Raw genomic sequence first — 23,362 nt, forward strand, 5'->3', positions numbered from 1 at the left:
ATGTCGGAAGACCTCCGACAGGAAGCACCGGGAAGAAGGATGCAGGCCATGAGCAGCACCGTGGAGCTCACCAAGGAGAACTTCGACCAGACGGTCACGGACAACGACTTCGTCCTGATCGACTTCTGGGCGTCCTGGTGCGGCCCGTGCCGTCAGTTCGCCCCGGTCTACGACAAGGCCGCGCAGGAGAACCCGGACCTGGTGTTCGGCAAGGTGGACACCGAGGCGCAGCCCGAGTTGGCCGCGGCCTTCGGTATCCAGTCGATCCCGACGCTGATGATCGTGCGGGACCGGGTCGCCGTTTTCGCCCAGCCGGGCGCCCTGCCCGAGGCCGCCCTCACGGACGTCATCGGACAGGCGCGCAAGCTGGACATGGACGAGGTCCGCAAGTCGATCGAGGAAGAGCAGGCCAAGGCCGGCGCCGACGGCTCGCCGGCCGCCCAGGGCGAGTAGAGCCCGGAGCCTCCGGGCTCCCCGGACGCGCGGGAGCCCGGAAGCCCGGAAGCCCGGAAGCCCCTAGAAGGGGTACGGCGCCACGTCCGCGCGCACGGTCGTCCAGCGCACGTCGGTGAAGGCCTCGAGGTTGGCGTCGCCGCCGAAGCGGGCGCCGGTGCCGGAGGCGGCTACCCCGCCGAAGGGCGCGACGGCTTCGTCGTTCACCGTCTGGTCGTTGATGTGCACGATGCCGGTCGGGACGCGTTCGGCGAGGTCCAGACCCCGGGCGGCGTCCCGGGTGACGATGCCCAGCGAGAGACCGTACGAGCTGCGCGCGGCCAGGGCCGTCGCCTCGTCCAGGGTGCCGAAGGCGCGTACGGGCGCCACCGGGCCGAAGACCTCCTCCGCGTAGGCGGGGGTGTCGTCGTCGACGCCCGCCAGAACCGTCGGCCGGTAGAAGAGGTCCTCGTGCCTGCCGCCCGCGGCGAGCTTGGCGCCGGCCGCGGTGCTGGCCTCCACCAGGCCGTGCACCTTGGCGAGCTGGCCGCCGTCGATGAGCGGGCCGAGATGGACCTGCGCGCGGTGCGGGTCGCCGACGGCCAGGGCGTCGGCCTTGGCCGCGAGCCGCTCCACATACTCCTCGTAGAGGGAGGCGTGCACCAGGTGGCGGCCGGTGGTCATGCAGATCTGGCCCTGGTGGAAGAAGGAGCCCCAGGCCGCGGTGGAGATCACCGCGTCCAGATCGGCGTCCTCCAGCACGATCAGGGCGGAGTTGCCGCCGAGTTCCAGGTGGGCCCGCTTGAGGTGGCGGCCTGCGGCCTCGCCGACCACCCGGCCGGCGCCGGTGGAGCCGGTGAAGGAGATCACCGGCACGCGCGGGTCGGCGACCAGGGCCGCGCCGGTCTCGGCGCCGCCCGGCAGGATGTGCAGGAGGTCGTCGGGCAGGCCGGCCTCCGCGAAGACCGCGGCCAGGGCCAGACCGCCGCACACCGCGGTGCGCGGGTCCGGCTTGAGGACGACGGCGTTGCCGAGCGCGAGGGCGGGCGCGACGGAGCGGATCGACAGGATCAGCGGGGCGTTGAACGGGGAGATCACGCCCACCACGCCGACGGGCACCCGCCGGGTGTACGACAGCCGGGGCGCCTCGCTGGGCAGGACCTGTCCGGCCGGGCGGGAGGCGAGCGCGGCGGCCTCGTAGCACTCCTGGGCGGCGACGTGCAGCTCGAAGTCGGCCTTGCCGGGTATGGAGCCGGACTCGCGGACGATCCACTCGCGCAGTTCGTCGGCGTGTGCGGTGAACAGGTCGCCGGCCTTGCGCAGCACACCGGCGCGGACGAAGTGGGGCAGGCGTGCCCAGTCGGTCTGCGCGGCGCGGGCGGCCTCGGCGGCGGGACCGACGTCGGCCGCGCCCGCCAGGTCGACGATGCCCAGCGGGTCGCCGGTGGCGGGCTCGGTGACGGTGTACCGGGGGCCCGACAAAGTGCGGGACTGCCAGTTCTTGGGGTCGAGCAGCGGCATGAAGGCTCTCCGATCGGTGACCCGCGGGACTCGCGGCTCTCACAGGGGGAGGGGAGGTCCCGTGTAGTTGGCCGCCAGTTCGGCGGCGGCGTGGCGGGATGCGGTGATCCGGCGCAGCCGGGCGAGCTGCATCCGATGGTCGAACGCATCTCCATCTGGTTGAGCGTGCAACATCCTAGTCATGTCGTCGGAAAAGCGGGTCGCCTGCCACACACGTCGCAGGCAGAGATCCGAGTACCCGTCCAGCAGCCTCGTGGACCCGGTGGTGTGCAGTTCGGCGAAGGCGCTGCCGAGCAGCCTGACGTCCGAGACGGCGAGGTTGAGCCCCTTGGCTCCGGTCGGCGGGACGATGTGGGCGGCGTCCCCGGCGAGCAGCAGCCGGCCGTGGCGCATCGGCTCGTGCACGTAACCGCGCATCGGCGTCACGGACTTGTCGATGACGGGCCCGGGGCGCAGCGTCCAGTCGGCGTCGACGGCGAAGCGGGCGGCGAGTTCCGCCCAGATCCGGTCGTCGGGCCACTCCCGCAGCGCGGTGCCGTTGGGGACCTGGAGATAGAGCCGGGAGATCCGCGGCGAGCGCATGCTGTGCAGGGCGAAGCCGCGTTCGTGACGGGCGTAGATCAACTCCTCGCAGGAGGGCGGCACTTCGGCGAGGACGCCCAGCCAGGAGTACGGGTAGTCGTGCGTGTACGTCCGGCCCGCGGCGGCCGGGAAGGCGTCCCGGGCGACGCCGTGCGAGCCGTCGCAGCCGACGACCCAGTCGCAGGAGAGGGTCCGTTCGCGTCCCTCGTGCCAAAACCGCACGACGGGCGACCCGCTCAGCGGCTTCTCCACGGCGAGCGCCGCCGCCTCGAACAACAGGGGTGGCCCGTCGGCGAGTTGGAGAGCCAGGAGGTCCTTCACGATCTCCGTCTGGGCGTAGATCGTGACCGTGCGACCGCCGGTGAGCGCGGGGAAGTCGAGGTGGTGGCGTTCGCGGTCGAAGCGCAGCTCGATGCCGCGGTGCACCATGCCCTCGGTGTCGAGCCGCCCGGCGGCGCCCGCCGCGCGCAGGACGTCGACCGTGCCCTGCTCCAGCATTCCGGCACGCTGGCGCCGCTCCACGTACTGCCTCGTCCTGCTCTCCAGGACCACGCAGTCGACGCCCGCGCGGTGCAGCAGCCGGGCGAGGACCAGCCCCGCGGGGCCGCCGCCGATGATGCCGACCGTCGCACGCATGGCACGCCTCCCCTGCGACCGTAGTTCAGCTGGAGTCGCGCTGCACCACGGTGGCTCCGAACGGCTCGTGCGACTCGGGGGCGGCCGCGGGGCTGCGCACCGCCCGGTCGACCAGCGAGGCGAGGTCGAGGCCGGAGGGCAGCGTGATGCGCACCGTGCTGAGCCGGGGCCGCAGCAGCCGGCCGAGCATCAGGTCGTCGGCGCCGATGACGGCGACGTCACCGGGGACGCGCACGCCCGCGTCCTGGAGGGCGCGCATCAGCAGCATGGCGTACTCGTCGTTGTAGGCGAAGACGGCGTCGAGGCCGAGGGCGGGCCAGCGGGCGGCGAGGGCGGCCGCGGACTCCTCCGTGTAGGCCAGGGACAGCTCGGTGACGGTGGCGTCCGTGCCGCGCAGTGCCTCCCGGGAGCCGGCCAGGCGGGGCGCGGAGAACATCTCCATGCCCCGCTCGGCCGGGACGACCACGCCAATCCGGCGGCGGCCGCGGGCGTACAGGTGCGCGGCGGCGCTGCGGCCGACGTCGGCGTGGTCCAGGAGCAGCGCGCGGGCGCCCTCGACCGCCTCGGGACTGAGGGTCACCACGGCCCGGGCACCGGACCTCTTGAGCACGGCGACCCCCTCAGGACCGATACCGGGGCTCGGCACCAGCACGGCGACGGGCCGCAGTTCGGCCCAGGCGCGGGCGGCGTCGTCGCCGCGCAGACCGGTGGCGCCGTACTGGACGACGGTGTAGTCGAGGCGGCTCAGCGCCCCCTGGAAGTCGTGCATGAACTGGGAGTAGAGGGGGCCCGCCGGAACGGGCAGGGTGGGCATCAGCACCATGCGGCTGTGCCCGGCCCGCAGGGTGCGGGCGGCCGCGTGCGGCACGTACCCGAGTTCCTTGGCGGCCTCGTGCACGCGGCGGCGGGTGGGCTCGCTGATGCGGACGGCGCTGGCGTTGTTCAGGACGTAGGAGACGGTCGCGCGCGAGACGCCGGCCAGGCGGGCCACGTCGGCGCTCGTGGGCACGGGGCGCGGTGCCGGCGACTTCGTCGGCGCGGGCGTGTTCGGTATCTGCACCATGACGTACCGCATCTTGGCAGAAGCTGTGAGCGAGCCTCCGGGCGGGGCACATCGAAATCCGATGAGGCGTCAACGAACATGTTCGTCACGTACTTGTTCGCAACGAACATGTTCGCTACCCTGAGGGCATGACAGCACGCCCCGACACCCCGCGCAGTCGCCGGGAGCGCCCGGCCAAGCCCGCACTGACCAGGGAGGGCATCGTGGCCGCCGCCCTCACGGTGCTCCGCGCCGAAGGTCTGCGGAAGCTGACCATGCGGCGCCTGGCCGAGGAGCTCGACACCGGCCCCGCCTCCCTGTACGTGTACGTCCGCAACACGGCGGAGCTGCACGCGGCCGTGCTCGACGAACTGCTCGGCACGGTCGCACCCGCCCCGGCCGACGGGAGCTGGCGCGAGCGCCTGGAGGAGGTGCTCACCTCGTACACCGCGATGCTCTTCGCCTACCCGGACCTCGCCCGCTCCGCGCTCACCGCCCGGCCCAGCGGCCCGCACTACCTGGGTCTGATCGAGACCCTGCTGGCCCTGCTCGACGAGGGCGGGGTGCCGCCCGCGCAGGCCGCGTGGGGTGTGGACCTGCTGCTCCAGCACGCCACCGCGACCGCAGCCGAGCACACCGACGAGGCCTCCCAGGAGGACTGGGACGCCCTGCGGCACGCGGTGCGCGAGGCGTCGGAGCGGACCCATCCGCACATCGCCGAACTCGCCGGACCGCTGCTCTCCGGCCCGCCGCAGGCCCGCCTGTCCTGGGGGTTCCAGGCCCTGATCGGCGGCATCGAGCGGACCGCCGTACCCGAATGACGACCACCCGACGACGACCACAGGAACGACCACAGGAGGACTCGTGCACCATCCCATAGCGATCATCGGCGCCGGACTCGGCGGCCTCACCCTCGCCCGCGTGCTGCACGTGCACGGTGTCGAGGCGGCCGTCTTCGATCTGGACGCCTCCCCCGCCGCCCGCACCCAGGGCGGCATGCTCGACATCCACCTGGACTCCGGCCAGGAGGCCCTGCGCGCCGCCGGACTGCACGAGGATTTCCGGGCGCTGATCCTCTCCGGCGGCCAGGCCACCCGGGTCCTCGACAAGGACGCGGTGGTCCGCTTCGAAGCGGCCGACGACGGGACCGGCGAACGCCCCGAGGTCGACCGCGGCGCCCTGCGCGACCTGCTGCTGGGCTCGCTTCCCGAGGGCACGGTCCGCTGGGGCGCCAAGGTCACCGGCGCGCGGCCGCTGGGCGGCGGACGGCACGAGGTGACCCTCGGGGACGGCTCCGCCTTCACCACGGATCTACTGGTCGGCGCCGACGGAGCCTGGTCCCGGATCCGCCCCCTGCTCTCCGACGCCCGGCCCGCGTACACCGGCGTGTCGTTCGTCGAGACGGACCTGCCGGACGCGGACGTACGCCATCCGGTGAGCGCCGGGGTGGTCGGCGGCGGGTTCCTCTTCGCGCTCGGCGACGGAAAGGGCTTCCTCGCCCACCGCGAGCCCGACGGCAGCCTGCACGTCTACACCGCTCTGCGGGTCGCCGAGGACTGGGCGGACGGCATCGACTTCGGCGACACCGAGGCGGCCAGGGGTCACGTGCTGAAGCACTTCGCGGACTGGGACAAGAGCCTGCGGGCGCTGGTCGCGGACGCCGACGGACCGCTGGTGCCACGCCTGATCCACGCCCTGCCGGTCGGCCACCGCTGGGACCGCGTCCCCGGCGTCACCCTGCTCGGCGACGCCGCCCACCTGATGTCACCGTTCGCGGGCGAGGGCGCCAACCTCGCGATGCTGGACGGCGCCGAGCTGGGCCTGGCCCTGGCCGCACGTCCCGGCGAGCGCGAGGCCGCGCTGGCCGCCTATGAGGAGAAGCTGTTCCCGCGCAGCGCGAAGGCCGCCGCCGACTCCGCCCACAGCGGCGAGACGCTGTTCGCCGAGGACGCCCCGCAGGCCGTCGTCGACCTCTTCACCGCGGGGCCCTGACCGGCGACCCGCTCGGCACACCGCTGGTCACCCGGTCGACCAGTTCGCCCCAGCCGGCCTCCAGGCGCGCCGTCGGCAGCCCGCACTGCCGGGTGAGGTGGTGGACGAGAACGGGGTTGAGGAACCCCATCAGCGTGTGGGCCAGCAGTTCGGCGTCCGCGTCGGGCAGGGCCTGGCGCAGCAGCAGCACCACATGGCTGTGATGGACACGGCGCGGGGGCACGGAGTACCGGCGGTCCGGTCCGGGCTCGGCCGCCAGCTGGAGGTCCAGTTCGTCCACCGCCCGCCTGAGCATGGCGACGCCGAACGCCCGCAGTCGCTCCACGGGCTCCGCGCCCGGCCCCAGCGGCGGGGGACCGCTCAGGAAAGCCGCCTGGAAGTTGCGCTCGGAGTGGTCCAGGAGCGCGGTGAGCAGCCCGGTGCGGTCGCCGAAGCGGCGGAACACCGTGCCCTTGCCCACGTTCGCGGCGCTCGCCACCGCCTCCATCGTGACCCCGGCCGCGCCGTGCTCGGCGATCAGCCGGGCGGCGGCGTCCAGCAGCCGGGCCCGGTTGCGGGCCGCGTCGGCGCGCAGGCACGGCTCGTCACCGGCCGGCCCCAGGCGCAGCAACTCGGGCTCGGCCGGGCGCTCCTCGGGCTCCGGACAGGGAGGCAGAACGACGGACATGAACTCAGCGTAAAGCATCGGGAATGAAACTGGACCGCGGTCCGGTTAGAGTGCTAGAACAATAAACGGACCTCGGTCCGTATTCGTTACCGCAATGTTTCAGCCTCCGGGAGTACCCATGTCTGTCCGCATCCTCGCGCTCGTCGGCAGCCTTCGCGCCGGTTCGACCAACCGTCAGCTCGCCGAGGCGGCCGTCAAGGTCGCTCCCGAGGGCGCCACCGTCGACCTCTTCGAGGGCCTGGCCGAGATCCCCTTCTACAACGAGGACCTCGACGTCGAGGGCAGCGTGCCGGACGGCGCCGCCAAGCTGCGCGCCGCCGCCCAGGCCGCCGACGCCTTCCTGCTCTTCTCCCCCGAGTACAACGGCACCGTCCCGGCCGTCCTGAAGAACGCCATCGACTGGCTGTCCCGCCCGTACGGCGCCGGCGCCTTCGGCGGCAAGCCCGTCGCCGTGGTCGGCACCGCGTTCGGCCAGTTCGGCGGCGTGTGGGCCCAGGACGAGGCCCGCAAGGCCGTGGGCATCGCCGGCGGCAAGGTCATCGAGGACCTCAAGCTCTCCATCCCCGGCTCGCTGACCCGCTTCGCCGAGACCCACCCCGTGGACGACGCCGAGGTCGCCGCCCAGCTGACCGAGGTCGTGGCCCGTCTGCACGGCCACGCGAGCGAGGTCGCGGCCGCCTGACCACCCGGTCCGCCGGGCGCTGACCGCCCGACGACACAACGTCGGGGCGACGAGGCGGCGAGGCGGCGAGGCGGCTCGCCGCCCACCATGAAGGGGTCCGGACGTTTCCGGGCCCCTTTCGGCGTACCCGCCCTGGAGCGTTCTCGACGTCGAGGGCGACCGGCCGGAGCGGCCCGCGGGTATCCGTGCGGCAATCCGATCGGCGAATGTCGTTCAACTCCCGGACCGCCTCCGGCCGCGTCTGGTAGGGCTGTGCAGATGCGGACCCTCTATCGACGACTGCTCGGCCTGATGCCCCGGATCGGCGTCCAGGTGACCGACCTCGGACCGGGGACGGCGGTGGTCTCACGGCGCGGCGGCGCGTACCGGGTGACCGGCGCGGACAAGGACACCTGGGTGCTGCGGCGGACCCGGGACGGGTCACGGCCGCAGGCCGCCGAGGTCGCCGAGGGCGGCGCCGTCCGGCTGGGCGACACCGGCGCGCTCCTCCTGATGGAGACCCCGGGCGGCCAGGACGAGCGCAGACTCCAACTGGCGGCCGCGGAGTACCTCTGCACCCAGCATGTGGCCGCGATGCTGGAGCTCTACGGCGTGAACTGCGTCTTCGACGTCGGCGCCAACAACGGCCAGTACGCCCGGCGGCTGCGCAAGCTCGGTTACACCGGCCGGATCGTGTCCTTCGAGCCCACCTCGGAGACGTTCGCCCGGCTCGAGAAGGCCGCGGCGGACGACCTCGACTGGCAGGTGCACCGGTGCGGACTGGGCCGCGAGGAGACGACGGCCGAGATCCACGTCGGCTGGAAGACGATGAACTCCCTGCTGCCGGCCAGCGACTACGGCAAGGGCCGCTACAGCAGGTTCCACCAGGCCGACACCGAGGAGATCCGCGTCCGCCGGCTGGACGAGGTCATGGCCGAGGCGCTGGACGGCATCGCCGATCCGCGCCCCTACCTGAAGATGGACACCCAGGGCTACGACCTCGAGGTGTTCGCCGGGGCCGGGGAGCGGATCGCGGAGTTCGTGGGGATGCAGTCCGAGGTCGCGGTGCTGAAGCTGTACGAGGGCAGTCCCGGCATGGGTGAGGCGGTCGCGGTGTACGAGGCCGCCGGGTTCGGCATCACCGGCATGTACCCGGTGACGCGCGAGGCGACGACGGGACGGGTGATCGAGTTCGACTGCGTGCTGATGCGCGCGGACGCCGCCCCTACGCAGTAGAGCCCTCCCCCACCGCCTCCTCCGTGCGCGCCCGCGTCTCCTGCGCCTCCTGCCGGTCCCGCCGCTCCTGCCGCGCGGAGGCCCGCAGGCTGGTGAAGGTCGTGACCGCGAGGACGAGCACGATGAAACCGAGCGAGAAGGGGATGCCGATCTCGGGCACGTGCACGCCGGACTCGTGCAGTGCGTGCAGCACCAGCTTGACGCCGATGAAGCCGAGGATGATCGACAGACCGTAGCCGAGGTGGACCAGCTTCTTCAGCAGACCGCCGATGAGGAAGTACAGCTGCCGCAGGCCCATCAGCGCGAAGGCGTTGGCGGTGAACACGATGTACGGATCCTCGGTCAGCCCGTAGATCGCGGGGATGGAGTCGAGCGCGAACAGCACGTCGGTGGAGCCGATCGCGAGCATCACGACGAGCATCGGGGTCATGACCCGCTTGCCGTTCTGCTCGATCCACAGCTTCGTCCCGTGGTAGCGGTCGGCCACGCCGAAACGCCTCTCCACGACCTTCAGCAGCTTGCTCTCCTCGTACTCCTCCTCGTGCGCGCCCTTCCTGGCGTCCTGGATCAGCTTCCACGCCGTCCAGATCAGGAAGGCCCCGAAGAGGTAGAACACCCAGGAGAACGTCGAGATGATCGCCGCGCCCGCCGCGATGAACAGCGCGCGCAGCACCAGGGCCACCAGCACGCCCACCATCAGCACCCGCTGCTGGTACCGCGAGGGCACCGCGAACTTGCCCATGATCAGGACGAACACGAAGAGGTTGTCCACGCTCAGCGACTTCTCGGTGATGTAGCCCGCGAAGAACTCCCCCGTCGGCTTGCCGCCCCCGAAGAGGAACACGCCGAGGCCGAACAGACAGGCCAGGGCGACCCAGACGACCGTCCAGGTCCCGGCCTCGCGGACCGAGACGTCGTGCGGTTTGCGGCCGATGAGGAAGTCGACCGCGACGAGCGCGCACAGCGCCCCGACGGTCAGCAGCCAGACGGAGAGGGAGACGTTCACGGTGGTGACTCCTGGTACCTGTGTGGGGGTGAAGATCGTTGTCGGCCGCCGTGGGTTCCACCACCCCGCACAGGTGAACAACAGGTCATGACCTGGCAAGCCGCGGATCGGGGCAGGCTGTCACCCGCCGAACGGCGGGCAGCTCCCGCCGTACGGCGGTGCCCGGACGGGCGGTCGATGGGCCGATCATGGCCGCACGAGCCGCCGCGCAACCGCGCTCCGCGTGAGGAGAAGCCCATGACGTCCGCACCGCCCCCCTTCGACCCCGAACTCGGCGCCGCCCTGGAACTCATCCGGGAGATGATCCAGCCGGGGCTCGCCCCGGAGGACATCGAAGCCGTCCGTCAGGGGCCCGGGATCGCCCTGCTGGCCGAACTGGACCTGACCCTGGGCGGGGCCTTCGAGGTCGAGGACCGGACGGTGCCGGGACCCGAGGGCTCCCCCGAGATCTCGCTGCTGATCTGCCGGCCCACCTCACCGGCTCCGGATCGTCCGCGTCCGCTCGTCTATCACGTGCACGGCGGCGGCATGGTCCTCGGCAACAACCGCGTGGGCGTGGACGTGGTCCTCGACTGGGCGCGGGAACTGGACATGGTCGTGGTCTCCGTGGAGTACCGGCTGGCACCCGAGCACCCGTATCCGGCACCCGTCGACGACGTGTACGCCGGTCTGCTGTGGACGGCGGAGCACGCCGCCGAACTGGGCGCGGACCCCGAGCGGATCGTGCTCGCCGGGGCCAGCGCGGGCGGCGGTCTCGGTGCCGCGCTCGCCCTGCTGCTGCGCGACCGGCAGGGGCCGCGGCCGCTCGGCCAGCTGCTGATGTGCCCGATGCTGGACGACCGCAACGACACCCCCTCCAGCCACCAGATGGCGGGCCTGGGCGTCTGGGACCGCACGGCCAACGAGACCGGGTGGACGGCCCTGCTCGGCGAGCGGCGCGGCGGCCCGGACGTCTCCCCGTACGCGGCGCCCGCCCGGGCCGATGACCTGTCCGGGCTGCCGCCGGCCTTTCTCGACGTGGGATCCGCCGAGACGTTCCGGGACGAGGTGGTCGCCTACGCCTCCCGGATCTGGCAGGCCGGCGGGGTCGCGGAACTGCACGTCTGGCCGGGCGGCTTCCACGGCTTCGACGGTTTCGCGCCGCAGGCCGCCCTGTCGAAGTCGGCGCGGGCGGCCCACCTGGACTGGCTGCGCAGGCTGCTCGCCGAGTGATCGTCCGCGGGCAGGGGGCTCAGCGGCGCTTGAACTCCACGGGCCCCTTGTTCATCTCGATCGTGCCGTCCGGGTGCAGGACGGGCCGGCGCTCGGTCATCCGGGCGCTGTAGGCCTCGATGTGACGGATGGCCGCTCCGTCCGCCGAGGTGAAATCGACGAGCGCGATCGCCACCCAGTACCGGGTGCTGGTCTTCTCGAAGAGCGGGACGGTCACCGTGGAGCCCCGACCGTCGTCCACGACGACCTTGGCTCCGAAGCTGTGGAAGGACCCGGCGCCGTTGCCGACCGCCGAGTAGGCGCACAGCAGGACGTAGCCCTGCTCGTCGGGACGCGCGATCCGCACCACCTCCCGGCCGGGGACGCGGGAGTCGCCGTCGAACCGGATGTGCGGGTGCTCGGTCAAGGAGCCGAGACGTTTGTAGTAGACGGCGTCGTGCGTCGCGCCCTTCTTCCGCTTCTTTCCCGTCGCCGGTGGGTCCGCGGACGGCGCCGCCGCGCCGGGACGCAGCGGTTCGCCGCGCGGCACATGGGACTTGACGACGGTGCCGGGCGCGTCGGGTCCGCGCAGCGCCTTCGCGGCGGGCACGAACAGGGCGTACAGGTCGAGGTCGGCGCCGGCCCTGCGGCGTTGCTCGCTGCCGCCGTCCCACTCCAGGGTCGCGGTGACGAGGAGGCCGCGGTCGGCCTTGTCCAGGCTGAGCGCGACCTGGCCGCCCTTGTCCAGGCTGATCCGCCCCAGGGGCGGCTTGACCAGGCTCGGCGGGGACGGCGCCGGGGCGGGCGGGAGCTCCACGACCGACGGCTCGGGCGGCTGTGACGTCTCCTCCTCGGCGACGTCGATGCCGAAATCGGTGGCGAGGCCGGCCAGTCCGTCGGCGTAGCCCTGTCCGATGGCGCGCAGCTTCCAGGTGTCGCCGCGGCGGTAGAGCTCGGTCAGCAGGACGGCGCGTTCGCCGCCGGTGAGGGCCGGCGGGTGGAAGACGATCGCTTCGGCGCCGTCCCGCACGGCCCGCACTCGGACGTTCCCGACGCCGCCGAACGTACGCGTCGGGTCGTCGGGGTCGCAGCTGGCCACCAGGACCACCCGGTCGACGTCCGCGGGCAGCGCGGCCGGGTCCACCTCGACGCGCTCGGGACCGCCGGCGTCGGCGGGCCGGTGCCGTACGGCGTCGGACTCGGCGGAGGGCTGGTTGTAGAAGACCAGGTCGGCGTCGGATCTGACCCGGCCGTCTGCGGCGACGAGCAGGGCGCTGAGGTCGAGCGGGTCGCCCTCGGCGGTCAGTTCCACCCGTACCGGTCCGGCCCCCAGCGCCGTGTTCCCGCCCTTGCCGAGCTCCGGCATCTCGCCCACCCCACACGGTCCGTCAGTTTTTCGCCACTGTGTCATACAGCGCCCGGAACCGACCGCCGATGACGGTTCCTGACCGGAAGTGGTGGCCGCACCCCTCGGCGTCGGCGTCCGGGTGGCGCATGATGGCCGTATGAAAGAGCTGGCCGGGCGCCTGACCGCGCTGGACCCGGACGCCGGCGCCGCCGTGCGGGTCATCGCCTACTTCGACCGGCTGGCCGAGTCCCGGGCCGGGGTGGAGGCGCTGGTGCGCGGGGCCGCGGTGCTCGCCGGGGTGCCCGCACGGCTCGTCGACACCGGCCGGCGGGTGCGGGTCCGGGTGGAACCCGACGGCACGCGCCGGGACACGGAGCTGCCGCCCGCCCCGGACTGGCCGTGCACGGCGCTGACGCCCGACGGGCCGCCCGCGCTGTGGCTGGAACGTGCCGGTGCGACGCCCAGCGTCGTGGACGCCGTGATCCTGGAACGGGCGGCCGGCGCGGCCCGCGTCGTACTCGACCGCACCCGCGGACGGGCGCACCTCGACGATCCCGCCCTGGTCGAGACGCTGCTCGACGCCACGGCCGCCGAACCGGCCCGGCTGCACGCGGCCCGCCGCCTCGGCCTGGTCCCCGGCGCCCCGGCCCGCGCCCTGGCCACGCCCGGCGGGCGGCCCCGGGTGCTGCCCGCGGACGCCCGGGACGCGGTGCCGGCCGGCCGGGTGGGTGTCGGACCCGCCGTGCCCGTGCCGGACCTGCCCCGCTCCTGGGACGCGGCCCGCACCGCGCTCCGCTTCACCGCCGACGGCACCGCGCAGGACCCGGGCCCCCGTGTCGTGTACGCCGACGAACTGGGCGGCATCGCCCTGCTGGCCGACCTCGTCGCGCCGGGGGCCGAACCCCCCGCGGACGTCCTCGCGGTCGAGGCGGCCGCCGCGGACTCCCCCTGGCTGCTCACCACCCTGCACGCCGTGACGGCCACCGCGAGTCTGCGGTCGGCGGCGGCCGAGGCCAACGTCCACCACTCCACCCTCCAGGACCGGCTGGCCCACGCCGAGCATCTTCTGGGGTGGCCGGTGCGCACGCCCCAGGGCCGGCTGCGGCTGCACCTCGCGCTCACGATGCGGCGGCTGGCACGGCCCTGACGTGACGACGCCCCCGCGCAGGCGAAAGGGGGCGACCTCACGCGGCCGCCCCCTCCGGTGTCCGTCCCGGGCTCCGTGCTTGTCCCGGACTCCGGTGTCCGTCTCGGACCCCGGAGTCCGTGTCAGACCTTGGCCTGCTCGGGCGCGGCGGCCTGGTCGGTCGTGTCCTGGCCGGCCCCCGCGGCGCGGGCTGCGGGGATGACGGCGGCGATGGCCGCGGAGATCAGCGCCAGTGCGCCGCCCACCAGGAGCGCGGTGCGGAAGCCGTCCTCGGAGGCGAAGGTGTGGCCGCCCATGGTCGTGGTCATGTGGGAGAGGATCACGCCGATGACGGCGGAGCCGATCGAGGTGCCGAGCGAACGCATCAGGGTGTTGAACCCGTTGGCGGCGGCGGTCTCCGTGAGCGGGACCGAGCTCATGATCAGGGCGGGCATGGCGCCGTAGGCGAGACCCACACCCCCGCTGGTGATGAGCGTGACCACCATGACGCCCCAGGCGGAACCCATCAGCGCCAGGGAGACGAAGTAGCCGGCGGCCAGCACCAGGGCGCCGCAGACCAGAGTGAACTTCGGGCCGCGGGCGTTGGTGAGTTTTCCGCCGAGCGGGGAGATCAGCATCATCATCAGGCCGCCGGGCGCCATCCACAGACCGGCGGCGAGCATCGACTGGCCGAGGCCGTAGCCGGTGGCCTCCGGGAACTGGAGCAGCTGCGGCATCACCAGCATGCTCGCGTACATGCCGAAGCCGATGAAGACCGAGGCGAGGTTGGTGAGGAGCACCCGGGGACGGGCCGTGGTGCGCAGGTCGATCAGCGGGTCCGTGGTGCGCACCTCCCACGCGCCCCAGACGAGGAGGGCGACGACGGCGACGGCGAACAGACCGAGCGTGGTGCCCGAGGCCCAGCCCCAGTCGGCGCCCTTGGAGACCGCGACGAGCAGCGAGACCAGTCCGATGCCGAGGCCGATCGCGCCGGGCAGGTCGAAGCGCTGGCCCTTGGCGCCGGCGGGGACGTCCGGGACGAGCAGGAAGATCAGGACGGCGACGGCGGCGGCCAGGGCGGCGGAGCCCCAGAACAGCGCACGCCAGTTCGCGTACTGGGCGACGGCTGCGGCCAGCGGCAGGCCGATGGCGCCCCCGATGCCCATGGAGGCGCTGACCAGCGCGATGGAGCCGCTGAGCTTCTCGGCGGGCACGACGTCCCGCAGCAGCGCGATGCCGAGCGGCACCATGCCCATGCCCATGCCCTGGAGTCCGCGCCCCACGATCATCGTCACGACGTCGGAGGCGAACGCGCACACCACCGAGCCCACGATCAGCGGCACGGAACAGGCGAGCAGCATCCGGCGCTTGCCCAGCAGATCGCCGAGGCGGCCGACGACGGGCACGCACACGGCGGCCACCAGCAGGGTGACCGTGATCACCCAGGCCGCGTTCGAGGACGAGGTACCCAGGATCTGCGGCAGCTCGGCGATCAGGGGGGTGACTAGCGTCTGCATGATCGCCGCGGTCGTGCCGGCGAAGGCCAGCGTGGCGATCACGGCACCTGGGCGTGCCGTGGGCTGGAGAGCGGGGGCGCCCATGGGGACTCCTCGACTTGGAAGGTGCGGTGAAGGTCCGCGGGAAGGATCTGCGTGCGGGACGCGGAGGATGTGCATCGTACATGTCGTATGTATCAAGCACATGCTGTGGGTCGTGCACAGCGATGTGCCAGGATGGTGCGGGCGCACGGAAGCAGGAGGCCGGGAACATGGAGACGCCGACGCACGAGGTCGAGTACGAGCAGATGCTGCTCAGCCGCCACACGTTCCTGAACCAGGGGGGCGGCCGTCGCAAGAACAGTCACATGGAGCGCAGCGCCTACATCCTGCTCAGCCGGATCCGGGTCCAGGGACCCATGTCGATCGGGGAGTTCAGCGAGGCCTTCGGTCTGGACGCCTCCACGCTGAACCGGCAGACGGCGGCGGCGATGCGGGCGGGGCTCATCGAACGGATCCCCGACCCGGAGGGCGGGATGGCCCGCAAGTTCCGTCTCACCGACGAGGGTGCCCGCCTGCTGGACTCGGAGCGCGAGGGGATCGTCGACATCCTGGACCAGGTGATGACCGACTGGCCGGACGAGGACATCGCCGCCTTCGCGGGCTATCTGCGGCGCTTCAACTACGGGATCGAGGCCATCGGCGGCCGCCCCTGGCCACGCCCGTGACGGCGTAGCCGCTCTCCTGACCCGCTGGTCCGCCGACCCCGCGACCGACGGCACCCCCGCCCGCGCCGACGATCTGTCTACAGTACAGAGAGATCACCAGCTGCGCGGGAGTTCCCATGACCGGTCCCCGTCGGACACGCCCCACCGACACCCTCGAGGCCATCGAGCCGCCGGGCAACGCCGAGACGGTCGCCGGTGTGCTGTCGGTGACGGTCCTGGTGGAGGTGCTCGGCGTCCTGTCCGGGTCCGAGGTGTGGCTTCTCGGACTGCTGGTCTTCCTGCCGGGCACGGCGTCGGCGCTGTGCACCGTCCAGCAGACGAAGTTCATCGCCGCGTGGACCAGCCTGTTCGTCACCCTCACCGTGCTCGTACGGGCCGACGACAACGGCCGGTGGCTCGACCGGGCGCTGCTGGTGCTGCTCACCCTCGGCCTGGGAGCCGCCTCCGTCTACGCCTGTCACCGGCGCATCGCGCGCGAGCACGAGATGCTGCGGCTGCGCTCCACCGCCGCCGCCATGCAGCGGCACATCCTGCACCCCCTGCCCCTGCTGACCGACGACGTGCTGGTCAACGGCGTCTACGAACCCGTGCAGGAGGACCGGCTCGTCGGCGGCGACATCTACGACGTCGTCGCCTCGCCCTTCGGCACGCGCGTGCTGATCGGGGACGTGCAGGGCAAGGGGCTGGCCGCCGTGGGCGCCGCGTTCGCCGTCATCGGCGCCTTCCGCGAGGCGGCCCACCGGGAGCCGACGCTCACCGCGCTCGTGGACGTCCTGGACGCCTCGGTCGTGCGGCACAACTCGTACGCCGAACAGAGCGGCGACGACGAGCGGTTCGTCACCGCCCTCGTCATCGGCGTCGACGCGGGCCCGGAGGCACAGGTCGTCAACTGCGGTCACATTCCGGCGCGGTTGGTGCACGACGGCGCCGTCACCACGCCGGCGGTGGACACCGGCGCCCCGCTCGGGCTCGCCGAACTGGCCGCCGAACCCACGACGGTCGAGTGGTTCGCGTTCCCGGCCGGTTCCACGCTGGTGCTGACCACCGACGGCCTCACCGAGACCCGCGCCCCCGACGGCGCGTTCTACCCGGTCGACGAGCGTCTGATGAAGCACCTGGACCTCTCCCCCACCGAGCTGCCCGTGGCACTGCACGAGGACGCCCGCGCGTACGCCGGGTCGGACCGCCCGCACGACGACGTCGCCGTGCTGACCGTGCGCCGCTCACCCCGTCGCTGAGCCCGGCCGCCGGCACGGGCCGGCCGGCCCACGGCCCGTCCCACGCCGCGCGCTCAGCCGCGCACATGCTCACGGATGCGCACGCACCACCGGGCCGGGCCCCGCCGCCGGGGCCCGGCCCTCCGGCTCAGGCCCAGGCGGTCGACGCCACGAACGAGCTGTCCTGGCGGAACAGGTCCGTACCGTCGGACTGCTCCACCCGGAGCTGGTAGTTGTAGTGGCGCAGGTAGTAGCCCGGGTAGTTGTACGACTCGAAGCGGACCGAACCGCTCGCCGATCCCGTCCGGGCGATGAAGGTGGCGTCCTTGGCGAACGACGCCGTGCCGTCGTTGGCGTCGAAACGGCCCCGGAAGGAGTAGTGGCGCAGGTAGTTGCCGGCGGCGTCGCGGAAGGAGTACGCGTTCGCGTCGGCGAGACCGGCCACGACGGTGAAGGTGGACGCCTGCTTCTCGGCGGTGGTGGAGGCGCTGGTGACCACGGGCAGGTTGAGCAGGGCGGACTGCTCCTGCCAGTAACGGGTGGTGTAGTTGCCGGACCGCAGGGAGCGGGTGGCGTTCTTCGTGAGGGTGGGGCCGCCGGTCACCGTCTCCTTGATGACCGTGAAGTGGCGCGCCGTGCCGGAGATGCCGGGCAGCGCCTTGGGCGCGCTCCAGGTGGCGAAGGAGTCGTAGCTGTCGCTGTAGTAGTACTTGCCGTCGCCGTAGCCGTCGAAGAAGATCCGCCAGGCGCCGTTGTCGAGCTGGATGACGGAGGGGCCCTCGCGGTAACTGCCCCAGCCCGCCCAGTCGCCGGTCCTGGTGATCGTGTAGGGGCCGGCGAGGCTCGACGCCGTGCCGTACTCGATGTACTTCGCCGTCTCGTTCTTCGTGAACGCGTGGTAGGTCGAGCCGACCTTCACGATGCAGGTGTCGATGTGGTTCGACCCGATACCCGACAGCGCGACCGGTGAACTCCAGGCGGTGAGCGCGGTGTTGGTGGCCTTCAGCAGATACGGGGTGAAGATCCACTCGTCGCTGGTCACCGAGCAGGACACGATGACGTTGACGCTGCCGTCGCTGTCGACGAACCACTCCGGCGCCCAGGCGCGGGAGAGATTGGCGATCGGGACGGTGTAGTCGTACAGGAACGTCCAGTTGACCCGGTCGGAGCTGCGGGCGAAGCCGATGGTGGTGCTGGCGTCCTGCCAGGTGTGGGTCGTGTAGGTGATGTAGTAGTAGCCGTTGGTGTGCTTGAAGATGCTCGCGTCGCGGATGCGGTTGCTCGGCGGGGTGTAGGCGGAGGACTGCACCAGCCGGAAGTCGGTGGCGTCGTCGGACTGGTAGACGTTCACCGTTCCGTCGTCGCTGTTGAGGAACGGCACGATGGTGTACCGGGTGGCCGATCCGGCGGCCGGCGCGGCGGCCAGGGCCGTACCGAGCAGGCCGGGCAGCTCGCCGAGCACGAGTGCCGTGGCGGGCAGGACCGCCATCGCGCGCAGCAGGGCACGGCGGGACGGGGCGGGGGGACGGGTCGTCATGGCGGCTCTCCTACGGCTCAAGGTTCGAAATTCCGAACAGAGTTCGGAAAGTCGATCAGAAGGTAGGGGCGAGGCAGGAACACGTCAATCCTTTGCGCAGGAACGGACGATGCCTGTGGGAGGTCTGTGGCGGGCGGGCCGCCACCCCTGGTGCGGGTGGTCGAACGCCCGCCCTCCGCGTGCCGTTCCGCCGCCGGGCCGCCAGACGTTACCGTGCGGTAGACATCGTCGTCCCGGAGGTGCCCCGCATGACACCCGACCGTGCCGCAGGACTGACGGCCACCGCCCGCGCGCTGGCCGAGGGCGAGGTGTCCTCCCGCGCGCTCGTCGAGCGCACCCTCGCCCGGATCGAGGCGAGCCAGGGCACCCTCAACGCCTTCAGGATCGTCCGGGCCGAGGCCGCGCTCGCCGAAGCCGACGCCGCCGACCGGGAGTTGGCCGCCGGGCACCGGCGGCCCCTGCTCGGCGTCCCCGTCGCCGTCAAGGACGACATGGACGTGGCGGGCGAACCGACCGCCTTCGGCTGCCAGGGGACGCATCCCGCGGTCACGGAGGACGGCGAGGCGGTACGGCGGCTGCGCGCGGCCGGGGCCGTGATCGTCGGCAAGACCAACACCTGCGAGCTGGGCCAGTGGCCGTTCACCGAGGGCCCGGCCTTCGGCGCGACCCGCAATCCGTGGAGCACCGAGCACACCCCGGGCGGTTCCTCCGGCGGTTCGGCGGCCGCCGTCGCGGCGGGGCTGGTGCCGGCCGCGCTCGGCTCGGACGGGGCCGGCTCGGTCCGCATCCCCGCCTCCTGGACGCACCTGGTCGGCATCAAGCCGCAGCGCGGCCGCGTCTCGACCTGGCCGCGCGGCGAGTCGTTCCACGGCATCACGGTCAACGGCACGCTGGCCCGCACGGTCGCGGACGCGGCGCTGCTGCTCGACGCGGCGAGCGGCAACCACGCGCACGACCCGCACCGGCCGCCCGCCGTCGACGCCTCGGCGGCGGCGGGCCGTGACCCCGGCCGGCTGCGGATCGCGCTGTCGCTGAAGCCGCCGTTCACCGCCGTACCCGCCCGGCTGCGCCCCGAGGTGCGCGCCCGGGTCCTCGAAGTCGCCCAGAGGCTGGCCGCGTCGGGGCACACCGTCGAGGAGGCCGACCCGCCGTACGGGCAGATCGGGCTCACCTTCGTGCCCCGCGCCACCGCGGGCATCGCCGAACGCGTCGCGGAGGCCCCCTTCCCCGCGCTTCTCGACCGGCGTACCCGGGGCGCCGCCCGGCTGGGCCGGCTGCTGGGCGGGGTCCCGCTGCGGGCCGCCCGACGCGCGGAGGCCGTCCTGCACCGCCGTATCGGCGGCTTCTTCGACACGTACGACGTGGTCCTCGCGCCGACCACGGCCGCTCCCCCACCCCGCATCGGGGCCATGCTGCACCTGAGCGGATTCGCCACCGACCGCGCGATGATCGCCGCCTGCCCCTACGCCTGGCCGTGGAACGTGCTGGGCTGGCCCGGCGTCAACGTCCCCGCCGGCTTCACGCCGGGCGGGCTGCCGGTCGGGGCGCAGCTGCTCGGCCCGGCGAACAGCGAACCGCTGCTCATCTCGCTCGCCGCCCAACTGGAGGCGGAGCTGCGCTGGCACGAGCACTGGCCGCGGGAAGCGGTCGCGGACTCCCCGGCCGGATGAGCGGGTTCCGCCCGTACCCTGTGACCATGGACGATGCGTCGATGGTCGGGCTCATGGGGCGGGTCACCGGGACGATCGGGCCCGGGCTCGTCGGCGAGGTGATCGTCAGAGTGCGTGGCGGGGCCGAACACTTCCTGGCGCATCCGGCGGACGGCTCGGGCCACATCGAGTGCGGCACGGTGGTGATGGTGGTGGAGCACCTGCCCCCCAGGACGGTCTACGTCACCCGGGCGTACGACAGTTGAGCCTGCCCCGGCGCAGGTGAGAGCCGCTCTGTACGTCTTCGGGAACGTAAGCGTCAAGATTGCAACAAGGATGCGCCGTCGTCTTCAACCCTGACCCCGGCAGGCGCAGACTCCCTTCGTTCGGTGCCGAAAGGGCACCATCAAAAGGGGGCGTATGCCGATGGTTGTCGGCGTCGTTGCGGGGGTGGCGGTTGTCGCCGTCCTCGCTCTGATCGGTCTGTTCAAGATGATGTGGCGCGTCGCGGAACCCAACGAGGCACTCGTCATCTCCGGCTCCAACCACCGTACGGAGGGCCTCGAGGCGGGCATGGGTTTCCGCATCGTCACGGGGCGCGGGACGATGGTGATGCCCGGTGTGCAGGTGGTGCGCAAGCTGTCGCTCGACCTGAACGAGACCGAACTGCATGTGGACTGCGTGACCCACCAGGGCATTCCGCTCAAGGTACGGGGCGTGGTCATCTTCAAGGTGGGCGACGACTTCGTGTCGATCGCCAACGCGGCCCGGCGTTTCCTCGACCAGCAGAAGCTGATGTCGGAGCGGGTGCACAACGTCTTCGCCGGTCATCTGCGGTCCATCGTGGGCGGGTTGACGGTCGAGGACATGATCCGCGACCGGGAGAAGCTCACCGGTCAGACCCGTGCCGCCTGCGGTACGGAGATGGAGAAGCTGGGCCTGATCGTGGACTCGCTGCAGATCCACGAGATCGAGGACCCGACCGGCTACATCAAGAACATGGCGATGCCGCACGCGGCGGCCGTGCAGCGGGACGCGCGCATCGCGCAGGCGGAGGCGAACCGGCTGGCCACGGAGGCGGAGCAGGCCTCGTTCGCCCGGATGGCGGAGGCCACCCGGGACAGCGAGATCCTCCAGGCCGGCTACCAGGCCGAGCGGGACAAGGCGGGCGCGCGGGCCCGTCAGGCCGGGCCCCTCGCCGACGCCGCCTCCCGGCAGGAGGTCGTCGTCCAGGAGACACGGGTCGCCGAACTCGAGGCGCACCGGCGCGAACAGCAGCTCCAGGCGGACGTCCGCAAACCGGCGGACGCGCAGGCCTACGAGAAGCGCACGCTGGCCGAGGCGGAGCGCGACGCCCGGATCTCGGCGGCCCAGGCCAAGGCGAAGGAGACGGAACTCGCGGCCGCCGCGGAGGCGACCCGGATCAAGGCCGCCGCCGGCGCCGAGGCCGAGGCGACCAGGACCCGGGGTGAGGCCAGCGCGGCCGCCACCCGGGCCACCGGTGAGGCCGAGGCCGCCTCCGCGCAGGCCAGGGGTCTGGCCCAGGCCGAGGCGGCGAAGGCGCAGGGACTCGCGGAGGCGGAGGCCATCAAGGCCCGCGCCGCCGCCCTCGCCGAGAACCAGGAGGCGGTCGTCGCCCAGCAACTGGCCGAGAACTGGCCGGAGATCGTGAAGGCGGGCGCTTCCGCCTTCGGCAACGTCGACAACATGGTGCTGCTCAACGGGGCCGACGGCATGGCGGACGTGTTCGCCAAGGCGCTCACCATGGGCGGCACCGGACTCGGCCTCGCCCGTCAGCTGCTCGCCTCGATGAGCCAGAGCGGCCAGGCCGTGAACGGGCAGGGCACCAACGGACAGGGTGCGAACGGGACTTCGCCGCTCAACGGGATCGGGGGCCCGCCCGCGCAGCGGGTGCCGGTCGAGGAGAAGTGACCCGCTGACGACGCGGTCACGGGGGCACGCTTAAGGTGCCCCCGTGACCGCGTTTACCGATGAAGACGTCCCGGGCCGTTCCGGCCCCTCCGCCACCACCGAGGCCGACCCCCGCGAGGTCGGCCGGGTGCGCACCGAGTACTCCCCCGCGCACGACGGCGACCCGGACCCCGGCGAGATCGTGTGGACCTGGGTGCCCTTCGAGGAGAACGACGGCCGGGGCAAGGACCGCCCGGTGCTCGTCGTCGCCCGGGAGGCGGGCGGGACCTTCCTCGCCGTGCAGCTGTCGAGCAAGCGGCACGACGGCGACCGCGAGTGGGTGCCGATCGGCGGCGGACCCTGGGACCGGTCCGGCCGGGACTCCTGGGTGGACGTCGACCGCGTCCTGCGACTGCACGAGGACGGCATGCGCCGCGAGGCCTGCGCCCTGGACCGGATGCGGTTCAACCTGGTCCGGCACCGCCTGCACGAACGCTACGGCTGGACCTGAGCGACCTTCCGGTCGAACACCCTCGCGAAAGCGTTCAGGACCACACTCCCCGGCGTCCGGTCCAGCACTCCGAACGTCACCTGTTCGAACGTCCGCTCGAACCGTCCACCGGGGCCGAGCAGCGTCCGGAACGCCCCCGCCACCTGCGCGGGGTCGTTGCGGAACACCCCGCAGCCCCACGCACCGAGCACCAGACGCCGGTAGCCGTGCGCGGCGGCCGTCTCCAGGACCCGCTCGGCGCGGACGGCCAGCGCGTCCGGCAGCTCGGACGCGCGCTCCGGGACCGTCCTCAGCACCACGCCCGCGTTCGGGGCGGCGGCCGTCAGGAATCCGACGCCGTAGGGCTCGTCGAGCAGCCGGCCCCGGTCGTCGCGGAAGACGGGCACGGCCGGTGAGTGGATGACGCGGTCCGTGTAGAACGGGTCGCGGTGGGCGCGGTGATGGTCGTAGAACTCCCGGGCGCCGAGCAGGCACGTGTACAGCGCGGAGGCCCGGCACAGGGCCTCCTCCTGCGCCTGCGCCCCGTTGAGGTAGCCGCCGCCGGGATTGCGGGCGGAGGCGAAGTTCAGTACGGCGACCTGGCCCGCGGGGGCGAGCCGGCGGGCCGCCTCCAGGCTGCTCTCGCCCGTGACCTCGATCGACGTGCCGGCGAGGGCGCGCGACGCGGAGTCGACGGGCGGTTCCGCCGGCACGTCGACCGGCCCCGGTCCCACCATCCGGGTCCGCGTGCGGGCGGTCTCGATCGCCGCGGCGAGGGGGACCTCCCGCCCGTCGGACGCGCGGTAGCGGCCCGCCGCGACGATGTCCTGCGTCTCCCGCGCGATGCCGCGCAGCCGCGCGCTCATGGCGCCACCCCCGTGGACTCCATGGCCG

22 protein-coding genes are annotated in these 23,362 nt (G+C 72.7%); 13 read left to right on the plus strand and 9 right to left on the minus strand.

The annotated features are described in order from the left end of the window. Positions 1–48 precede the first annotated feature (48 nt). On the plus strand, positions 49–453 hold the full coding sequence (gene trxA / locus OG440_RS04315; RefSeq protein ID WP_020127589.1) for a thioredoxin: 405 nt from the start codon (positions 49–51) through the stop codon (positions 451–453). 63 nt (positions 454–516) lie between these two features. On the opposite strand, the gene OG440_RS04320 is transcribed toward trxA, so the two are convergent. Genes OG440_RS04320 through OG440_RS04330 form a run of 3 tightly spaced genes read right to left on the minus strand, consistent with a single transcriptional unit; the run spans position 517 to position 4,234 of the window. Next, positions 517–1,953 carry an aldehyde dehydrogenase family protein gene (locus OG440_RS04320; protein ID WP_406005484.1) on the minus strand — a complete coding sequence of 479 codons (1,437 nt, stop codon included), beginning with the start codon at positions 1,951–1,953 and terminating at the stop codon, positions 517–519. A gap of 39 nt (positions 1,954–1,992) precedes the next feature. Further along, positions 1,993–3,171, minus strand: a complete 1,179-nt coding sequence (locus OG440_RS04325) for a 4-hydroxybenzoate 3-monooxygenase (protein ID WP_406005485.1) — start codon at positions 3,169–3,171, stop codon at positions 1,993–1,995. Positions 3,172–3,196: 25 nt separating this feature from the next. Next, positions 3,197–4,234, minus strand: coding sequence for a LacI family DNA-binding transcriptional regulator (locus tag OG440_RS04330; RefSeq protein WP_406005486.1), 1,038 nt, complete (start codon positions 4,232–4,234; stop codon positions 3,197–3,199). A 128-nt stretch (positions 4,235–4,362) separates the two neighbouring features. Here OG440_RS04330 and OG440_RS04335 point away from each other — a divergent pair, with 128 nt between their 5' ends. Next, complete coding sequence (locus OG440_RS04335; protein WP_406005487.1) at positions 4,363–5,034, plus strand: TetR/AcrR family transcriptional regulator; 672 nt, start codon at positions 4,363–4,365, stop codon at positions 5,032–5,034. A 43-nt stretch (positions 5,035–5,077) separates the two neighbouring features. Further along, the gene (locus OG440_RS04340; protein WP_406005488.1) at positions 5,078–6,205 is read left to right on the plus strand and encodes an FAD-dependent oxidoreductase; all 1,128 of its coding nucleotides are present in this window, start codon (positions 5,078–5,080) and stop codon (positions 6,203–6,205) included. On the opposite strand, the gene OG440_RS04345 is transcribed toward OG440_RS04340, so the two are convergent. Then, positions 6,189–6,872, minus strand: coding sequence for a TetR/AcrR family transcriptional regulator (locus OG440_RS04345; protein ID WP_406005489.1), 684 nt, complete (start codon positions 6,870–6,872; stop codon positions 6,189–6,191). The two genes, OG440_RS04340 and OG440_RS04345, sit on opposite strands and share 17 nt — an antisense overlap. Before the next feature lie 118 nt (positions 6,873–6,990). Here OG440_RS04345 and OG440_RS04350 point away from each other — a divergent pair, with 118 nt between their 5' ends. Both OG440_RS04350 and OG440_RS04355 read left to right on the plus strand, forming a co-directional pair. Next, positions 6,991–7,554 (plus strand): NAD(P)H-dependent oxidoreductase, encoded by a 564-nt coding sequence (locus OG440_RS04350; RefSeq protein WP_406005490.1) that lies wholly within the window; start codon positions 6,991–6,993, stop codon positions 7,552–7,554. A gap of 258 nt (positions 7,555–7,812) precedes the next feature. Beyond that, on the plus strand, positions 7,813–8,769 hold the full coding sequence (locus OG440_RS04355) for an FkbM family methyltransferase (RefSeq protein ID WP_406005491.1): 957 nt from the start codon (positions 7,813–7,815) through the stop codon (positions 8,767–8,769). On the opposite strand, the gene OG440_RS04360 is transcribed toward OG440_RS04355, so the two are convergent. Beyond that, positions 8,759–9,775: a TerC family protein gene (locus OG440_RS04360; protein ID WP_406005492.1), complete on the minus strand. Its 1,017-nt coding sequence runs from the start codon at positions 9,773–9,775 to the stop codon at positions 8,759–8,761. The genes OG440_RS04355 and OG440_RS04360 overlap by 11 nt on opposite strands. Before the next feature lie 237 nt (positions 9,776–10,012). On the opposite strand from OG440_RS04360, the gene OG440_RS04365 reads away from it, so the two are divergent. Continuing rightward, entirely contained in the window at positions 10,013–10,987 is a 975-nt protein-coding gene (locus OG440_RS04365; protein WP_406005493.1) for an alpha/beta hydrolase, read from the plus strand. A gap of 19 nt (positions 10,988–11,006) precedes the next feature. Here the strand turns inward: OG440_RS04365 and OG440_RS04370 are convergent, their stop codons facing one another. Continuing rightward, entirely contained in the window at positions 11,007–12,332 is a 1,326-nt protein-coding gene (locus OG440_RS04370) for a TerD family protein (RefSeq protein WP_406011248.1), read from the minus strand. Between the two features lie 139 nt (positions 12,333–12,471). Between OG440_RS04370 and OG440_RS04375 the strand changes: the two genes are divergently transcribed. Beyond that, entirely contained in the window at positions 12,472–13,461 is a 990-nt protein-coding gene (locus OG440_RS04375) for a helix-turn-helix domain-containing protein (protein WP_406005494.1), read from the plus strand. Positions 13,462–13,583: 122 nt separating this feature from the next. Here the strand turns inward: OG440_RS04375 and OG440_RS04380 are convergent, their stop codons facing one another. Then, the gene (locus OG440_RS04380; RefSeq protein ID WP_406005495.1) at positions 13,584–15,041 is read right to left on the minus strand and encodes an MFS transporter; all 1,458 of its coding nucleotides are present in this window, start codon (positions 15,039–15,041) and stop codon (positions 13,584–13,586) included. Positions 15,042–15,208: 167 nt separating this feature from the next. On the opposite strand from OG440_RS04380, the gene OG440_RS04385 reads away from it, so the two are divergent. Both OG440_RS04385 and OG440_RS04390 read left to right on the plus strand, forming a co-directional pair. Further along, positions 15,209–15,664, plus strand: coding sequence for a MarR family winged helix-turn-helix transcriptional regulator (locus OG440_RS04385; protein ID WP_406005496.1), 456 nt, complete (start codon positions 15,209–15,211; stop codon positions 15,662–15,664). 116 nt (positions 15,665–15,780) lie between these two features. Beyond that, positions 15,781–16,902 (plus strand): PP2C family protein-serine/threonine phosphatase, encoded by a 1,122-nt coding sequence (locus tag OG440_RS04390; protein WP_406005497.1) that lies wholly within the window; start codon positions 15,781–15,783, stop codon positions 16,900–16,902. A 127-nt stretch (positions 16,903–17,029) separates the two neighbouring features. Here the strand turns inward: OG440_RS04390 and OG440_RS04395 are convergent, their stop codons facing one another. Beyond that, complete coding sequence (locus OG440_RS04395) at positions 17,030–18,418, minus strand: glycoside hydrolase family 43 protein (RefSeq protein WP_406005498.1); 1,389 nt, start codon at positions 18,416–18,418, stop codon at positions 17,030–17,032. Positions 18,419–18,666: 248 nt separating this feature from the next. On the opposite strand from OG440_RS04395, the gene OG440_RS04400 reads away from it, so the two are divergent. From OG440_RS04400 to OG440_RS04415, 4 genes are all read left to right on the plus strand, one after another. Continuing rightward, the gene (locus OG440_RS04400) at positions 18,667–20,088 is read left to right on the plus strand and encodes an amidase (protein ID WP_406005499.1); all 1,422 of its coding nucleotides are present in this window, start codon (positions 18,667–18,669) and stop codon (positions 20,086–20,088) included. Positions 20,089–20,114: 26 nt separating this feature from the next. Continuing rightward, positions 20,115–20,333: a hypothetical protein gene (locus OG440_RS04405; protein WP_406005500.1), complete on the plus strand. Its 219-nt coding sequence runs from the start codon at positions 20,115–20,117 to the stop codon at positions 20,331–20,333. A gap of 154 nt (positions 20,334–20,487) precedes the next feature. Then, the gene (locus tag OG440_RS04410; RefSeq protein WP_406005501.1) at positions 20,488–21,999 is read left to right on the plus strand and encodes a flotillin family protein; all 1,512 of its coding nucleotides are present in this window, start codon (positions 20,488–20,490) and stop codon (positions 21,997–21,999) included. A 43-nt stretch (positions 22,000–22,042) separates the two neighbouring features. Further along, a complete protein-coding gene (locus tag OG440_RS04415; RefSeq protein WP_171400962.1) occupies positions 22,043–22,489 on the plus strand; it encodes a type II toxin-antitoxin system PemK/MazF family toxin in 447 nt (148 codons plus the stop codon). Here the strand turns inward: OG440_RS04415 and OG440_RS04420 are convergent. After that, positions 22,474–23,334, minus strand: a complete 861-nt coding sequence (locus OG440_RS04420; RefSeq protein ID WP_406005502.1) for a TIGR02452 family protein — start codon at positions 23,332–23,334, stop codon at positions 22,474–22,476. The two genes, OG440_RS04415 and OG440_RS04420, sit on opposite strands and share 16 nt — an antisense overlap. Positions 23,335–23,362: the final 28 nt, after the last annotated feature.

This window comes from Streptomyces sp. NBC_00637 (assembly GCF_045161545.1).
Taxonomy (GTDB): domain Bacteria; phylum Actinomycetota; class Actinomycetes; order Streptomycetales; family Streptomycetaceae; genus Streptomyces.

What these genes read in the sequence shown, in the direction of transcription:
- trxA (WP_020127589.1), top strand. Translation starts at nt 49, where the DNA reads ATGAGCAGCACCGTGGAGCTCACCAAGGAGAACTTCGACCAGACGGTC.
- OG440_RS04320 (WP_406005484.1), bottom strand. Translation starts at nt 1,953, where the DNA reads ATGCCGCTGCTCGACCCCAAGAACTGGCAGTCCCGCACTTTGTCGGGC.
- OG440_RS04325 (WP_406005485.1), bottom strand. Translation starts at nt 3,171, where the DNA reads ATGCGTGCGACGGTCGGCATCATCGGCGGCGGCCCCGCGGGGCTGGTC.
- OG440_RS04330 (WP_406005486.1), bottom strand. Translation starts at nt 4,234, where the DNA reads ATGGTGCAGATACCGAACACGCCCGCGCCGACGAAGTCGCCGGCACCG.
- OG440_RS04335 (WP_406005487.1), top strand. Translation starts at nt 4,363, where the DNA reads ATGACAGCACGCCCCGACACCCCGCGCAGTCGCCGGGAGCGCCCGGCC.
- OG440_RS04345 (WP_406005489.1), bottom strand. Translation starts at nt 6,872, where the DNA reads ATGTCCGTCGTTCTGCCTCCCTGTCCGGAGCCCGAGGAGCGCCCGGCC.
- OG440_RS04350 (WP_406005490.1), top strand. Translation starts at nt 6,991, where the DNA reads ATGTCTGTCCGCATCCTCGCGCTCGTCGGCAGCCTTCGCGCCGGTTCG.
- OG440_RS04355 (WP_406005491.1), top strand. Translation starts at nt 7,813, where the DNA reads ATGCGGACCCTCTATCGACGACTGCTCGGCCTGATGCCCCGGATCGGC.
- OG440_RS04365 (WP_406005493.1), top strand. Translation starts at nt 10,013, where the DNA reads ATGACGTCCGCACCGCCCCCCTTCGACCCCGAACTCGGCGCCGCCCTG.
- OG440_RS04370 (WP_406011248.1), bottom strand. Translation starts at nt 12,332, where the DNA reads ATGCCGGAGCTCGGCAAGGGCGGGAACACGGCGCTGGGGGCCGGACCG.
- OG440_RS04375 (WP_406005494.1), top strand. Translation starts at nt 12,472, where the DNA reads ATGAAAGAGCTGGCCGGGCGCCTGACCGCGCTGGACCCGGACGCCGGC.
- OG440_RS04380 (WP_406005495.1), bottom strand. Translation starts at nt 15,041, where the DNA reads ATGGGCGCCCCCGCTCTCCAGCCCACGGCACGCCCAGGTGCCGTGATC.
- OG440_RS04385 (WP_406005496.1), top strand. Translation starts at nt 15,209, where the DNA reads ATGGAGACGCCGACGCACGAGGTCGAGTACGAGCAGATGCTGCTCAGC.
- OG440_RS04390 (WP_406005497.1), top strand. Translation starts at nt 15,781, where the DNA reads ATGACCGGTCCCCGTCGGACACGCCCCACCGACACCCTCGAGGCCATC.
- OG440_RS04395 (WP_406005498.1), bottom strand. Translation starts at nt 18,418, where the DNA reads ATGACGACCCGTCCCCCCGCCCCGTCCCGCCGTGCCCTGCTGCGCGCG.
- OG440_RS04400 (WP_406005499.1), top strand. Translation starts at nt 18,667, where the DNA reads ATGACACCCGACCGTGCCGCAGGACTGACGGCCACCGCCCGCGCGCTG.
- OG440_RS04405 (WP_406005500.1), top strand. Translation starts at nt 20,115, where the DNA reads ATGGACGATGCGTCGATGGTCGGGCTCATGGGGCGGGTCACCGGGACG.
- OG440_RS04410 (WP_406005501.1), top strand. Translation starts at nt 20,488, where the DNA reads ATGCCGATGGTTGTCGGCGTCGTTGCGGGGGTGGCGGTTGTCGCCGTC.
- OG440_RS04420 (WP_406005502.1), bottom strand. Translation starts at nt 23,334, where the DNA reads ATGAGCGCGCGGCTGCGCGGCATCGCGCGGGAGACGCAGGACATCGTC.